The sequence below is a fragment of the Pseudomonas sp. TE3728 genome (assembly GCF_056279145.1).
On record NZ_JBWBQT010000001.1, the window covers coordinates 4,548,311 to 4,560,672 of the forward strand.

Sequence of the window (12,362 nt, forward strand, 5' to 3'; positions counted from 1 at the left end):
GTGAGCGCTATCGTGGCACGCGTCTGTGTGCCGACAGGTATAAATAGTTATCGCGAAATGGAGTGGGCTGCGAGCAATTACCGGGCGGTTGGGAGGCGGTACTGGCCATCCTTGCCATGTGCCGCCGTCGCGCGATTGCCGCGCACGCTGATCATTTGTTGGATATCGATCCAGTCAATGCCCTGAGCCTTGAGCTTGGGCAATTCACGTTCAAGCACCGCCAATGTCTGCGGATACGGATGCCCGATCATCACCGCAGAACCCTGCTTGCGCGCCAGGCTGATAGCCGTTTGTAGCTGAGTGAAAATCGCGGCTTCAGTGGGCTCGTCATCGAGGAACACATCCCGCGAAACGCTCGCCAAACCGATCTTCTGCGCCTCGGCGGCGGCCACGGTTTGTGCACTGGTGCGGCTGTCGACGAAGAACTTGTGTCGACGCTGCAAGTCGGCCATCAGCCAGGCCATGGCCGGTTGCTGGGCGGTCATGCGGCTGCCCATGTGGTTGTTGATACCAGCGGTATACGGCACAGCCTTGAACGCCGCGTTCAAGCGCTTCTCGAGTTCTTCGATGGGTAACTCGGGATGCCAGGCGAATGGCCCGGTGGCCGGGGCCATGGGCATGTGCAGGATGACGACCTTGCCGGCGCGATGGGCTTCGCGGGCGAACTCGGTGGCGTGGGGGGTGTCGGGCATGATTGCCGCAGTGACCGGGCCGGGCAGCGCCAGCACGCGGCGATCCTGAAGCAGGTTCTGCCCCAGGTCATCGATGATCAGGCTCAGATAAGCCTTCGCCGGTGTGGCCGCCGTCGTGGCAGGCGCCGCGTGAGCGACACCCGCCAGACAACACAGCAGGCCGAGGAGCAACCGCAGGCGCATCTCAGCGGCCGGAGGTGATGCTCAGCCCTTTGAGCAGGCTCAGGGCCTGGGCCAACTGGTAATCGTCATCCTGCGGCATGGCCTTGGCTTTGCCACCGGAACCGGTCGGTTTATCGGCGCCGCCGTTGCCATTGCCCAAGTGACCTTGCAGATCGGCTTCCTTGAAGTATTCGCCGTCCTGCTCGTTGGTGATCTTGGCCCTGCGCACTTCGATGTCCGGGACGATGCCCTGAGCCTGGATCGAGCGGCCGTTCGGCGTGTAGTACAGCGCCGTGGTGATTTTCAGTGCGCGCTCGTTATTCAGCGGCAACACGGTCTGCACCGAGCCTTTGCCGAAACTGGTGGTGCCCATGACCACGGCGCGTTTCTGATCCTGCAGGGCGCCGGCGACAATTTCCGAGGCCGAGGCACTGCCGCCGTTGATCAGCACGACCATTGGCACGGCTTCGCTTTCGTCCTTGCCGGTGGCGGAGAAGCGCAATTCGGAGTTGGCGATACGGCCCTTGGTGTAGACGATCAGGCCTTTGGTGATGAAGTGGTCGACCACTTCCACCGCCGATTGCAGCACGCCGCCCGGGTTGTTACGCAGGTCGAGGACGATACCGCTGAGTTTCTTGCCGTTGTCCTTGCGCAGCTTGGCCAGGGCCTTGGAGACCTCTTCGCCGGTCTTGACCTGGAACTGGGTGATACGGATGTAGCCGTAGCCGGACTCCAGCAGCTGGCTCTTCACGCTCTTCACTTGAATGATGGCGCGGACCAGGGTCACGTCGAACGGCGCACCGCCATCGCGTACCAGGGTCAGGGTGATCTTCTGGCCGATCTTGCCGCGCATCTTGTCGATGGCTTCGGTCATGCTTTGGCCGCGAGTCGGCTGGCCGTTGATCTTGACGATGAAGTCGCCGGCCTGAATGCCCGCCTTGGAGGCCGGGGTGTCATCGATGGGCGAAACCACTTTGATGAAACCGTCTTCGGCGCCGACTTCGATGCCCAGGCCGCCGAATTCGCCGCTGGTGCTTTCCTGCAATTCAGCGAAGTCTTCCGGGCCGAGGTACGCGGAGTGCGGGTCGAGGTTGCTGAGCATGCCTTTGATGGCGTTTTCCAGCAGGGTCTTGTCGTCCACCGGTTCCACATAGGCGGCCTTGATCCGGTCCATGACTTCGGCAAAAGTGCGCAACTCGTCCAGCGGCAATGGCGCCTTGGTGGTCGCAGCAGTGCCCGCAGGTGCGATCACCGGGGCAGGCTCAGCGGCAAACGCCAACGGTGCGCCGATCACTAGGGCAATCGTCAGGGCCAGCGAGGTAAGGCGGGACAAATACAGCATGTCGAACGAACTCCTAATGTAGGTGACTCAACGCCTATCCTTGCGCGCGACACCATTGCGCCGGATCACTCGGGTGACCCTGCTGACGAATAGCGAAATACAGTGCTGGTGTGTCCTGGCCGCCACTGCTACCGACAGTGGAGATGGACTCACCGGCTTTTACCACGTCACCCGCAGACTTGAGCAGCGTCTGGTTGTGACCGTAAAGACTCAAAAAACCGTTGCCGTGGTCGAGGATCACCAGCAACCCGGCGCCTCGTAACCAATCGGCAAACACCACGCGGCCGCCGTGAACGGCATGCACCTGGCTGCCGGCGGAGGCGCTGATCATTACGCCGTCCCATTTGGTACGGGCATCGTCGCCACGGCTTTCACCGAAGCGCGCCAGCAGTCGACCATCAACCGGCCATGGAAGTTTGCCGCGGGAGGAGGCAAAGGGGCCGCCAAAGGTTTCGCCTGAACTTGAAACCAGTGCGCCGGGTGTCGATTTAACGGTTTTGCGCGGGGCGTCAGTGGCATCTGCTTCAGCCTGAGCCTCACGTAAACGCTTTTTTTCGGCTTCCTGCTGGGCGATCAGCGCTTTTTGCCGCGCTTCTTCTGCCTCTCGGGCCTGACGGGCCAGGGTTTCTTCAATGGTTTTAAGGACTTTAGACAGATCTGCCTGATCCTGCTCGCGCGCCGCCAGTTTCTGATCGCGGGCCTTCACATCGTCGCTGAGTTTGGCCAGGACTTGCTGGCGCTCCTTGCGGACCTTGTCGAGTTCGTCGCGCTGGCTGTCGAGGCTGCTTTTCTGCACTAGCAATTGCGCCTGCTGCAGGCCGATGTCTTTTTCGACATTGGCCAGTTGGCGCAGGGTTTCGTTGAAATTCTTCAGCTGCTCCAGGCGGGCCTGGCTCAGATAGTCGTAATAGGTGAGGGTGCGAGCGAATTTTTCCGGATTCTGCTGGTTGAGCAGCAGCTTGAGGTATTCCTGACGCCCATTCTGATAGGCCGCGCGGGCCTGGATGGCGATCAGTCGTTGCTGTTCAATGCGCGCGCTCTGGAGTTTTTTTTTCTCGGCATCGAGTCGCTGCAGCTCGGATTCGCTTTTCTTCAGCTCTTTTTGCAGGGCTTCGACCTGCTTCTCGAGCTTGCCCATCTCGGTTTCGGTGCCCTTGAGGTCTTTCTGCACCCCGGATTTTTCTTCCTGGAGTTTACCCAGCAATTTTTTCAGCTCGGCAATGTCCTGACGCGTGGCGTCCAACTGTTGTTGGGTTTGCGTGCGCTCGTCGGCAAAGGCCGGTTGAAGCAGGCAAGTCAGGGCAAGGGCTATCAGGACGCGAAGCATAGAGGCGGGCGACACCAGGGAAAGGGACGGCCTAGTATGCCCGCCAAGCGCAGCAAAAAAAATGCCCAATTGGGGTTGTGTGATAACTGGACAGAAAAACACTGAAAACCAATGTGGGAGCGAGCCTGCTCGCGATGGCATCAGTACATTCAACACAGATGTTGGCTGTCAGATTGCTATCGCGAGCAGGCTCGCTCCCACAGGGTTTTGGCGGTGTTTGATAGGGCGGATTACACCAGAATCGATGTCCCGGTCATTTCCGCCGGTTTTTCCAGCCCCAGCAACATCAGCATGGTCGGCGCGACATCCGCCAGTACGCCGCCGTCGCGGACCTTGAAGTCACGCTTGCCAACATAGATGAACGGCACCGGCTCGGTGGTATGTGCAGTGTGCGCCTGGCCGGTGGTTTCGTCGGACATCTGCTCGACGTTGCCATGGTCGGCGGTGATCAGGGCTTCGCCGCCGACTTTTTCCAGCGCATCGACGATACGGCCGACGCACAGGTCCAGGCATTCAACCGCTTTGACTGCCGCGTCGAACACACCGCTGTGGCCGACCATATCGCCGTTGGCGTAGTTGACCACGATCACGTCGTAACGCTGGTTTTCAATGGCGTCGACGATGCGGTCGGTGACTTCTGGCGCACTCATTTCCGGCTGCAAGTCATAGGTGGCGACTTTCGGCGACGGGATCAGGATGCGTTCTTCGCCCGGGAACGGTTCTTCGCGACCGCCGGAGAAGAAGAAAGTCACGTGGGCGTACTTCTCGGTTTCGGCGATGCGCAGCTGCGTCTTGCCATTTTTCGCCAGGTAATCGCCCAGCACGTTGTCCAGGCTGCTCGCGGCGAACGCCGACGGCGCGGGGATGCTGGCGGCGTATTGGGTCAGCATGACGAAACCGGCAAGTGCAGGCTGGCGAGCGCGCTCGAATTCCTTGAAATCGTCTTCGACGAACACGCGGGTCAGCTCGCGAGCGCGGTCGGCGCGGAAGTTCATGAAGACTACGGCGTCGCCGTCTTCGACTTTCACCGGTTCACCGATGCTGGTGGCTTTGACGAATTCGTCGCTTTCGCCACGCTCGTAAGCGGCTTGCAGGCCTTCCTGTGCGGTGGCGGCGTTGAATTCGCTGGCGCCATCGACAATCAGGTTGTAGGCCTGGGACACGCGATCCCAACGGTTGTCGCGGTCCATGGCGTAGTAACGGCCAATGATGCTGGCGATCCGGCCTTTGCCAAGGGCTTCGAAGGTCGCGTCCAGCAACTCGATCGACGACTGGGCGCTTTTCGGTGGCGTATCACGGCCATCAAGGAACGCGTGCAGGTAGATTTTCTCGGCGCCGCGCTTGTAGGCCAGTTCAGCCATGGCGACCAGGTGATCCTGGTGGCTGTGAACGCCGCCATCGGACAGCAGGCCCATGAAGTGCACGGCTTTGCCGGCAGCAACGGCTTTATCCACTGCGGCGCAGATGGTCGGGTTCTCGAAGAACTCGCCGTCGCGGATCGCTTTTGTCACGCGCGTGAAGTCCTGGTACACCACGCGGCCGGCGCCAAGGTTCATATGGCCGACTTCGGAGTTGCCCATCTGGCCGTCCGGCAAGCCGACGTCCATGCCGCTGCCCGAGATCAGGCCGTTCGGTACGGTAGCCCACAGGCGGTCCAGTACGGGCTTCTTCGCCGCATAGATGGCGTTGGATTCAGGGCTCTCACTGTGACCGAAGCCGTCGAGAATAATCAGGACCAAAGGTTTAGGCGTGGTAGTCATGGATTCCACTCGTGGCTGAATTAAAAGAGGGCGATGGAAAAGGGAGTAGGAGTTTAAAGCGAAGTTCCGACGCCGTCACCGCCGGACGGGGTTTGGCCCACCATAGTGGCTGTGTATACTGGCCGACATTTTAACGCCCTGGAACCTCCTTCGATGGTTGCTCACCTGATTGAATTTGCCACTAACCACTATTTGCTCGTCGGTATCTTCGTCGTACTGCTGGCGTTGCTGATCGCTTATCAGATGCAAGGCGGCGGCCGCAGCCTGAGCACCGGTGAACTGACCGGGCTGGTCAACAAGGACGCGGGCGTTGTGATCGACATTCGTTCGACCAAGGATTTCACCGCTGGTCACATTGTTGGCGCGTTGAACATTCCTCACGACAAACTGACCGCTCGCGTCGGCGAACTGGAAAAGCACAAGGCCAAGACCATTATCCTGGTCGACGCCATGGGCCAGACTGCCGGCACTCATGCCCGCGAACTGATGAAAGCCGGCTTCACCGCCGCCAAGCTGTCCGGCGGTATTTCCAGCTGGAAAGCCGACAATCTGCCGCTGGTGAAGTGATATGAACAACGTCGTCGTCTATTCCAGCGATTACTGCCCTTATTGCTCGCGAGCCAAGTACCTGCTCGAGAACAAAGGCGTAGCCTTCGAAGAGATCAAGGTCGATGGCAAGCCGCAGGTGCGTGCCGCGATGGCTCAGAAAGCCGGACGAACGTCCGTGCCACAGATCTGGATCGGCAACACCCACGTTGGCGGCTGTGATGATTTGTTTGCCCTGGAGCGCGCCGGCAAGCTCGACGCTCTGCTCAAGGCCTGACTGCCTTACTTGAAATAGCCAACCCTACAAGACCCGAGATCAGAAAGGATCTGAGATGACTGACCAACAGAACACTGCAGCTAGCGAAGAAGAAACCGCACCGCAATTCTCCTTGCAGCGCATCTACGTACGCGACTTGTCCTTCGAAGCCCCGAAAAGCCCGGCGATCTTTCGCCAGCAGTGGGAGCCGAGTGTCGGTCTGGATCTGAACACCCGCCAGAAGGCTCTGGAAGGCGACTTCCACGAAGTCGTGCTGACTCTGTCGGTCACCGTGAAAAACGGTGAGGAAGTGGCGTTCATCGCTGAAGTGCAACAGGCCGGGATCTTCCTGATCAAGAACCTGGACGATGCTTCGATGAGCCACACACTCGGTGCGTTCTGCCCGAACATCCTGTTCCCGTACGCTCGCGAAGCCCTGGACAGCCTGGTGACCCGCGGTTCGTTCCCGGCCCTGATGCTGGCCCCGGTGAACTTCGACGCGCTGTACGCACAAGAGCTGCAACGCATGCAGGCGGCTGGCGAGACTCCGACCGTTCAGTAAGCGTTCGATGCAGTAACGAAAAAAGCGCCGTAACAGGCGCTTTTTTCATGGGATAAACGAAATCGCTGGATGCACGGTGACCCTGCGGTCCCCTGTAGGAGCTGCCGAAGGCTGCGATCTTTTGATCTTGAAAATCAAAATCAAAAGATCGCAGCCTTCGGCAGCTCCTACATTTGGATTGTCGTATCGCCCGATGACGTGGGCTTACTTGAACCCGAGCTGACGCCAGCCTTCGTAAACGGCGACGGCCACGGTGTTGGACAGGTTCAGGCTGCGACAACCTTCGCGCATCGGCAGGCGCAGGCGTTGTTCGGCGGGCAGGGCGTCGAGCACCTCGGCCGGCAAGCCACGGCTTTCCGGGCCGAACAGGAAGGCATCGCCCTCGGCGAAGCTGGCGTCGTGAAAGGGCCGCGAGCCCTTGGTGGTAAAGGCGAACAGCCGGGGATGGCCGAGGCTTTCCAGACAGCTGGCGAGGTCTGCGTGGCGTTGCAGGGTGGCATACTCATGGTAATCGAGGCCGGCCCGGCGCAGACGCTTGTCGTCCATCTCGAAGCCCAGCGGTTCGATCAAATGCAGGTGGCAGCCACTGTTGGCGCACAGCCTGATAACGTTGCCGGTATTCGGCGGAATTTCTGGTTGGAAAAGGATGACGTGAAACATGCACGGCTCCGAAGGTAAAGATGACGGGCATTCTACGCCGCCAAAGGACCCTCGTTCGAAACTATTCCCTCGGGTGATGGCTTCGTTGGCGATTGTCGGGGTGATGGTGGGCCTGATGATCGGTCGCCTGACCGCGCCCGACCCCAGCGTTTTGCAGCAGGTCGAGGTGACGAACGATGGACTGGTGGTGTGGTTCAACAACGAACCCAAAACCCACGGCGAGATAGTCGACGGCAGCGTGGCGCTGTTGTTCGAGGCGCAAGGCAAGGCACAGAAAGGGCAGCTCAAGCTCAACGGCAAGGACGTGAACTGGCGAACGCGTTTGAGTGATGGGGGATTGTTGCTGACTGTGGTGGCGGCCCGGCCGCTGCAGGGCGAGTGGGCCGGTAGCGAGGTCGATGACCGCTGGCGGCTGGAGATCCATCTCCGAGAGCAATAAAAGAGGGAATCCCCGGCCTGCCTGTACCAAGGTTCCCAAAACGGGAGGGCTCGCGCATTGCGGCGTGAGCCCGGTGTAAAGAGGGAATCCCCGGCCTGCCTGTACCAAGGACCCCAAAACGGGATGGGCTCGTCGCAATTGCGGTATGAGCCCGGTGTAAAGAGGGGAATCCCCGGCCTGCCTGTACCAAGGTCCCCGAAACTGGGTAGTGAATCGAATCACTGATTGGACCATTGCAGGGGGCGTGCCAGTTTTTAACAAGTTGCAACAGAAAGCCGCCCGACAGCGCTGAAAGCCCCGTAATTCGGGGCTTTTGTGTTTCTGCGTTATGGTTTTTCTTGCAGATGGAGGCGGGGTTTTGGATCGGTTGTCGTGCTCGATTGCGGTTCATGGTGCATTCAGTCGGTGCACTATGGCTCCAAAAGCATCGCGAGCAGGCTCGCTCCCACAGGGTTCAATGGTGTTCACAGAATAGTGAACACACTGAAAAACCCACTGTGAGGCATTCCCACGCAGAGCGTGGGAACGATCAAGGCTGCTTAACCCTCATCCCCCTCATCATCATCCCCACCATCAACCTTCATCCCCAATTCCTTGATCTTGCGCGTCAAGGTATTGCGGCCCCAACCCAGCAACACGGCAGCGTCGCGGCGGCGGCCGGCGGTGTGTTTGAGGGCGGTCTCGATCATGATCCGCTCGAAGGCTGGCACGGCACTGTCCAGAAGACTCGACTGGCCGCGAGCCAACGCCTGATCAGCCCACTGACGCAACGCTTGCTCCCAATTCGTCACCGGTGCCGAATCCTGCGGCAGGCTCAACAGCTCTGGCGGCAGATCGCTGATATGCACTTCGCGACCCGAAGCCATCACCGTGATCCAGCGGCAGGTGTTCTCCAGCTGACGCACGTTGCCTGGCCACGGCAGACTCTTCAGGTATTCCTCGGTTTCGCTTTTCAGCAGCTTCGGTTCCACCGCCAGTTCTTGCGCGGCGCGACTGAGGAAATGCTTGGCCAGGGTCGGGATATCTTCGCGACGGTCCGACAGCCGTGGAATGTGAATGCGGATCACGTTGAGGCGGTGGAACAAGTCCTCACGGAATTTTCCGGCATGCACCAGGGTTTCCAGATTCTGGTGAGTCGCGGCGATGATGCGCACGTCGACCTTCACCGGCACATGACCGCCGACACGGTAGAATTCGCCGTCCGCCAATACCCGCAGCAAGCGCGTCTGGGTGTCCGCTGGCATGTCGCCGATTTCATCGAGGAACAGCGTGCCGCCGTCAGCCTGCTCAAAACGCCCGCGACGCAGGTTAGCCGCGCCGGTAAAGGCGCCTTTTTCATGGCCGAACAGCTCGGACTCCATCAGATCCTTGGGGATCGCCGCCATGTTCAGCGCAATGAACGGCGAGGCCGCCCGTGGGCTGTGACGGTGCAGGGCGTGGGCCACCAGTTCTTTACCGGTACCGGATTCGCCATTGATCAGCACGGTGATGTTGGAGTGGCTCAAGCGGCCGATGGCGCGAAACACTTCCTGCATCGCCGGCGCTTCGCCGATGATTTCTGGCGTACGGGTCAGGGCGACCGGGACTTCCAGGCCTTGCTGTTCCTGAGCGTGCTGGTTGGCGCGCTTGACCAGTGAAACCGCTTCGTCGACATCGAACGGTTTGGGCAGGTATTCGAACGCGCCACCCTGATAGGACGCGACAGCGCTGTCCAGATCGGAGTGCGCGGTCATGATGATGACCGGCAGTCGTGGGTGCTGTTCGCGAATCCGTGCCAGAAGGTCCAGGCCGCTGGCACCCGGCATGCGGATGTCGGAGATGATCACGTCCGGCTGCTGGCGCGCCAGGCGGCTCATGACGCCGTCGGCGCTGTCGAAGCTTTGCGTGGTCATGCCTTCCTGCTGCAAGGCTTTTTCCAGGACCCAACGGATAGAACGGTCGTCATCGACGATCCACACGGTTTCACTACGGCTCATGTCGATGTGGCTCCTTGTTCCAGTGGCAGAAAGATCGAGAACGTGGTGTGGCCTGGATGGCTTTCACATTCGATCAGGCCCTGGTGCTGGCTGATGATGTTCTGGGTAATGGCCAGGCCCAGCCCGGTACCGTCCGGGCGGCCGCTGACCATGGGAAAGAAGATGGTTTCCTGCAGCTCGGCGGGGATCCCCGGGCCGTTGTCGATGATTTCGATTTTGGTCACCAGGCGGTGGCGCACGTGGCCGATGGTGAACTGGCGCATGGCGCGGGTACGCAAGCTGATGCGGCCAAGGCGCAGCTCGTTCTGGCTGCTGATGGCCTGCATCGCGTTACGCACGATGTTCAGGACGGCCTGAATCATCTGTTCGCGATCGATCAACACATCCGGAATGCTTGGGTCGTAGTCACGCACCAAAGTGATGCAGCCCTGACTTTCGGCCTCTACCAGCTGACCTACGCGTTCCAGCACTTCATGGACATTGCACATGGCCAGTGACGGCAATTTGTTGGAGCCGAGCATGCGATCCACCAGATTGCGCAGGCGATCGGCTTCTTCAATGATGACGTTGGTGTAATCGCGCAGGCTCTCTTCCGGCAATTCACGGGCGAGCAATTGAGCCGCGCCACGAATCCCGCCGAGCGGGTTTTTGATTTCATGAGCGAGGCCGCGTACCAGCATTTTGCTGGTCTCCTGCTTCGACAGCTGCGCCTCTTCCTTGGTGATCCGCAACAAGCGGTCACGCGGGTGAACCTCCAGCAACAGCAGCGTATTGCCATTGCTCAGGATCGGTGTCACGGCGTAGTCGACGGTCAGGGTCTGGCCGGTGAGGGCGGTGAGCATCGCTTCGCGCTTGGTGAACGGGTGCGCCTGCTGGACTGCCTGGCGCAGGGAGTTCAGCGCCTCGGTGGATTCGGTGAACAACTCGCTGATGAACTGTCCATGGCTACGCTGGCCGCTGATGGCCAGCAGCATTTCCGCCGCCGGGTTCATGTACTCAAGGCGCAGTTCGGCGTCGAGCAGAATGGTTGCGGTGGTCAGGTTGTCGAGTAGCAAGCGGTGTAGTGCGTCGCTAATGGTCATCAGGACCTCTTTTGGAGCGGAGCGCGCGTAAGAAACAAGCGCTGATACGAGGAAAATGCAAAAACCAAACCAAGGCTCCGAAAAGAAGCGTTAAACGCCTGAAACGGGCGTTTGACGCTCGTTTGCGTGGCGTTCTGCCAGCTTTTGCGGGTACTTTCGAACCAAAATGGGTTGTGTTGTGAGTACTGTGCACTCTGTTGCACCAATATAGTGCGCAAATCTGAACAAAGTAAAAGAAGCAGAAGAGCCCGGGCCAAGTACAGAACTGTGGCGAACAACTTTGAGCGACGAGAATCCTGTGGGAGCGTGGCTTGCCCGCGAAGAATGCACCGCGGTTTTCAGGTATTACGCGTCATTGTTCTTCGCGGGCAAGCCACGCCCCCACAGGTTCTACGTCTTAACGGACCGGCGTTAGCGCTAAAAGAAGCTTTTTTCTTCTTCGGGTTTGTCTTTGAGGGGGCATTCCGGCCGTTGGCCGTAGTCGGTAAGGACGCAGGGTTTGACCTGACGTTTCTGCGCGAGGGAAATGCGCTGCATGTGGAAGGGTTGATTGGCCGTGCGTTCGACGGTACGGCCCTGTTCGTCGAGGATTTCCACCGACAGGTGATGGCTGCCGCGATCGATGTTGCTCAGGGCGAACACCGGGCTCGGGCCGGGCTCGGCGGTGGGTTGGCCATCCAGCAGCAGACGATAGCGATGGCCCTGTTGCAGGCCGGGTTCGCTGGTAACGCTGACGATCAATTCACCGGCAGTGCTACGGATCGTGGCATCCGGGTCCGGCACAAGCACACGAAGCATGTCGTAATGAAACAGTGGTTTGGCTTCCGTGGCCATCACTGGCGCGGCACCGCTCGGGTTGGCCGACATCCGATTGCTGGTCGCCAGTGGTACACGCTTGGCATTACGGGTGCCCGGCTGATCGGTGAAGACCCGATTGCCCTGGGCGTCGATGTAGGTGAAAACCTCGGCCATTGCCGGCAGGCTGATCAGGCATGCGACCAACAGCCAGCACCTCAAGGCTTATGCACCCGTTGTACGGTGAAGGTCACGGTGGGGCTCTGCTGCACCACGTTTTGCCCATCGATCACCTGAACCGCGAGGCGGTGTTCGCCACGGTCGATGTTCACCAGTTGCAGAATCGGCACGTTGCTCGGTTGGCCGTAGGGTTGATCGTCCAGTAACAGCCTGAATCGATGAGAGCCCTGCAGGCGCGGTTGGATCAATGCGTTGACCGCGAACGTGCCGTTGTTGGCGCGCAAGGCTTCTTCGGTGGGCAAGCCGGTTAGCTCCAGCACTTGATAGGCGCTGCCGGGCTGTTCGCGGCTACTGGCTTGCGCAGGCGCTACAGGCTCGCTCGGAGGTTGAAGCTCGACGCTGTTGAGCGGTGGCAACTCCACGGGCTGAGCCTTTACGCCATCGGGCGGTTGATTGCTGTACGCGGTGTTGCCGTTGGCGTCGGTGTATTTGTAGATCTGCGCGGCGGCGGGCAGGGTGATCAGCACAAGCAGGCATAACAACAATGAGCGCATTGCAGGCTTCCATTGGCCGTTGGGCAAGT

At 59.8% G+C, this 12,362-nt stretch carries 13 protein-coding genes; 4 read left to right on the forward strand and 9 right to left on the reverse strand.

Going from position 1 to position 12,362, the window contains the following annotated elements; genetic code table 11:
- Window positions 1-77: 77 nt before the first annotated feature.
- From ACZ89R_RS19960 to gpmI, 4 genes are all read right to left on the reverse strand, one after another.
- Window positions 78-875 (reverse strand): divergent polysaccharide deacetylase family protein, encoded by a 798-nt coding sequence (locus tag ACZ89R_RS19960; protein ID WP_429544819.1) that lies wholly within the window; start codon window positions 873-875, stop codon window positions 78-80.
- A gap of 1 nt (window position 876) precedes the next feature.
- Complete coding sequence (locus ACZ89R_RS19965; RefSeq protein ID WP_123500034.1) at window positions 877-2,196, reverse strand: S41 family peptidase; 1,320 nt, start codon at window positions 2,194-2,196, stop codon at window positions 877-879.
- Window positions 2,197-2,230: 34 nt separating this feature from the next.
- Window positions 2,231-3,523: a murein hydrolase activator EnvC family protein gene (locus ACZ89R_RS19970; protein WP_429544818.1), complete on the reverse strand. Its 1,293-nt coding sequence runs from the start codon at window positions 3,521-3,523 to the stop codon at window positions 2,231-2,233.
- 230 nt (window positions 3,524-3,753) lie between these two features.
- Window positions 3,754-5,283 carry a 2,3-bisphosphoglycerate-independent phosphoglycerate mutase gene (gpmI, locus tag ACZ89R_RS19975; protein WP_429544817.1) on the reverse strand — a complete coding sequence of 510 codons (1,530 nt, stop codon included), beginning with the start codon at window positions 5,281-5,283 and terminating at the stop codon, window positions 3,754-3,756.
- Window positions 5,284-5,436: 153 nt separating this feature from the next.
- On the opposite strand from gpmI, the gene ACZ89R_RS19980 reads away from it, so the two are divergent.
- Genes ACZ89R_RS19980 through secB form a run of 3 tightly spaced genes read left to right on the forward strand, consistent with a single transcriptional unit; the run spans window position 5,437 to window position 6,647 of the window.
- Window positions 5,437-5,850, forward strand: coding sequence for a rhodanese-like domain-containing protein (locus ACZ89R_RS19980; protein WP_007897412.1), 414 nt, complete (start codon window positions 5,437-5,439; stop codon window positions 5,848-5,850).
- Window position 5,851: 1 nt separating this feature from the next.
- A complete protein-coding gene (gene grxC / locus ACZ89R_RS19985; protein WP_007897411.1) occupies window positions 5,852-6,106 on the forward strand; it encodes a glutaredoxin 3 in 255 nt (84 codons plus the stop codon).
- A 55-nt stretch (window positions 6,107-6,161) separates the two neighbouring features.
- Entirely contained in the window at window positions 6,162-6,647 is a 486-nt protein-coding gene (gene secB / locus ACZ89R_RS19990) for a protein-export chaperone SecB (protein WP_008058540.1), read from the forward strand.
- A 204-nt stretch (window positions 6,648-6,851) separates the two neighbouring features.
- On the opposite strand, the gene ACZ89R_RS19995 is transcribed toward secB, so the two are convergent.
- Window positions 6,852-7,307 (reverse strand): tRNA (cytidine(34)-2'-O)-methyltransferase, encoded by a 456-nt coding sequence (locus ACZ89R_RS19995; protein WP_019691309.1) that lies wholly within the window; start codon window positions 7,305-7,307, stop codon window positions 6,852-6,854.
- Between ACZ89R_RS19995 and ACZ89R_RS20000 the strand changes: the two genes are divergently transcribed.
- Complete coding sequence (locus ACZ89R_RS20000; protein WP_429544816.1) at window positions 7,306-7,746, forward strand: hypothetical protein; 441 nt, start codon at window positions 7,306-7,308, stop codon at window positions 7,744-7,746. The two genes, ACZ89R_RS19995 and ACZ89R_RS20000, sit on opposite strands and share 2 nt — an antisense overlap.
- A 539-nt stretch (window positions 7,747-8,285) precedes the next feature.
- Here ACZ89R_RS20000 and ntrC read toward each other — a convergent pair.
- The 4 genes from ntrC to ACZ89R_RS20020 form a co-directional block, all read right to left on the reverse strand.
- Window positions 8,286-9,722 carry a nitrogen regulation protein NR(I) gene (gene ntrC, locus ACZ89R_RS20005; RefSeq protein WP_429544815.1) on the reverse strand — a complete coding sequence of 479 codons (1,437 nt, stop codon included), beginning with the start codon at window positions 9,720-9,722 and terminating at the stop codon, window positions 8,286-8,288.
- Window positions 9,719-10,804, reverse strand: a complete 1,086-nt coding sequence (gene glnL / locus ACZ89R_RS20010) for a nitrogen regulation protein NR(II) (protein WP_008068785.1) — start codon at window positions 10,802-10,804, stop codon at window positions 9,719-9,721. Before glnL ends, ntrC begins: the two co-directional genes overlap by 4 nt.
- A gap of 417 nt (window positions 10,805-11,221) precedes the next feature.
- Window positions 11,222-11,821 (reverse strand): DUF4124 domain-containing protein, encoded by a 600-nt coding sequence (locus ACZ89R_RS20015; protein ID WP_429544814.1) that lies wholly within the window; start codon window positions 11,819-11,821, stop codon window positions 11,222-11,224.
- Window positions 11,818-12,333 carry a DUF4124 domain-containing protein gene (locus tag ACZ89R_RS20020; protein ID WP_429544813.1) on the reverse strand — a complete coding sequence of 172 codons (516 nt, stop codon included), beginning with the start codon at window positions 12,331-12,333 and terminating at the stop codon, window positions 11,818-11,820. The genes ACZ89R_RS20015 and ACZ89R_RS20020 overlap by 4 nt, the downstream gene beginning before the upstream one ends.
- Window positions 12,334-12,362 lie beyond the last annotated feature (29 nt).

Bases quoted from the DNA above. Each gene is read 5' to 3' on its own strand.
- ACZ89R_RS19960 (WP_429544819.1), bottom strand. From the start codon at position 875: ATGCGCCTGCGGTTGCTCCTCGGCCTGCTGTGTTGTCTGGCGGGTGTC.
- ACZ89R_RS19965 (WP_123500034.1), bottom strand. From the start codon at position 2,196: ATGCTGTATTTGTCCCGCCTTACCTCGCTGGCCCTGACGATTGCCCTA.
- ACZ89R_RS19970 (WP_429544818.1), bottom strand. From the start codon at position 3,523: ATGCTTCGCGTCCTGATAGCCCTTGCCCTGACTTGCCTGCTTCAACCG.
- gpmI (WP_429544817.1), bottom strand. From the start codon at position 5,283: ATGACTACCACGCCTAAACCTTTGGTCCTGATTATTCTCGACGGCTTC.
- ACZ89R_RS19980 (WP_007897412.1), top strand. From the start codon at position 5,437: ATGGTTGCTCACCTGATTGAATTTGCCACTAACCACTATTTGCTCGTC.
- grxC (WP_007897411.1), top strand. From the start codon at position 5,852: ATGAACAACGTCGTCGTCTATTCCAGCGATTACTGCCCTTATTGCTCG.
- secB (WP_008058540.1), top strand. From the start codon at position 6,162: ATGACTGACCAACAGAACACTGCAGCTAGCGAAGAAGAAACCGCACCG.
- ACZ89R_RS20000 (WP_429544816.1), top strand. From the start codon at position 7,306: ATGCACGGCTCCGAAGGTAAAGATGACGGGCATTCTACGCCGCCAAAG.
- ACZ89R_RS19995 (WP_019691309.1), bottom strand. From the start codon at position 7,307: ATGTTTCACGTCATCCTTTTCCAACCAGAAATTCCGCCGAATACCGGC.
- ntrC (WP_429544815.1), bottom strand. From the start codon at position 9,722: ATGAGCCGTAGTGAAACCGTGTGGATCGTCGATGACGACCGTTCTATC.
- glnL (WP_008068785.1), bottom strand. From the start codon at position 10,804: ATGACCATTAGCGACGCACTACACCGCTTGCTACTCGACAACCTGACC.
- ACZ89R_RS20020 (WP_429544813.1), bottom strand. From the start codon at position 12,333: ATGCGCTCATTGTTGTTATGCCTGCTTGTGCTGATCACCCTGCCCGCC.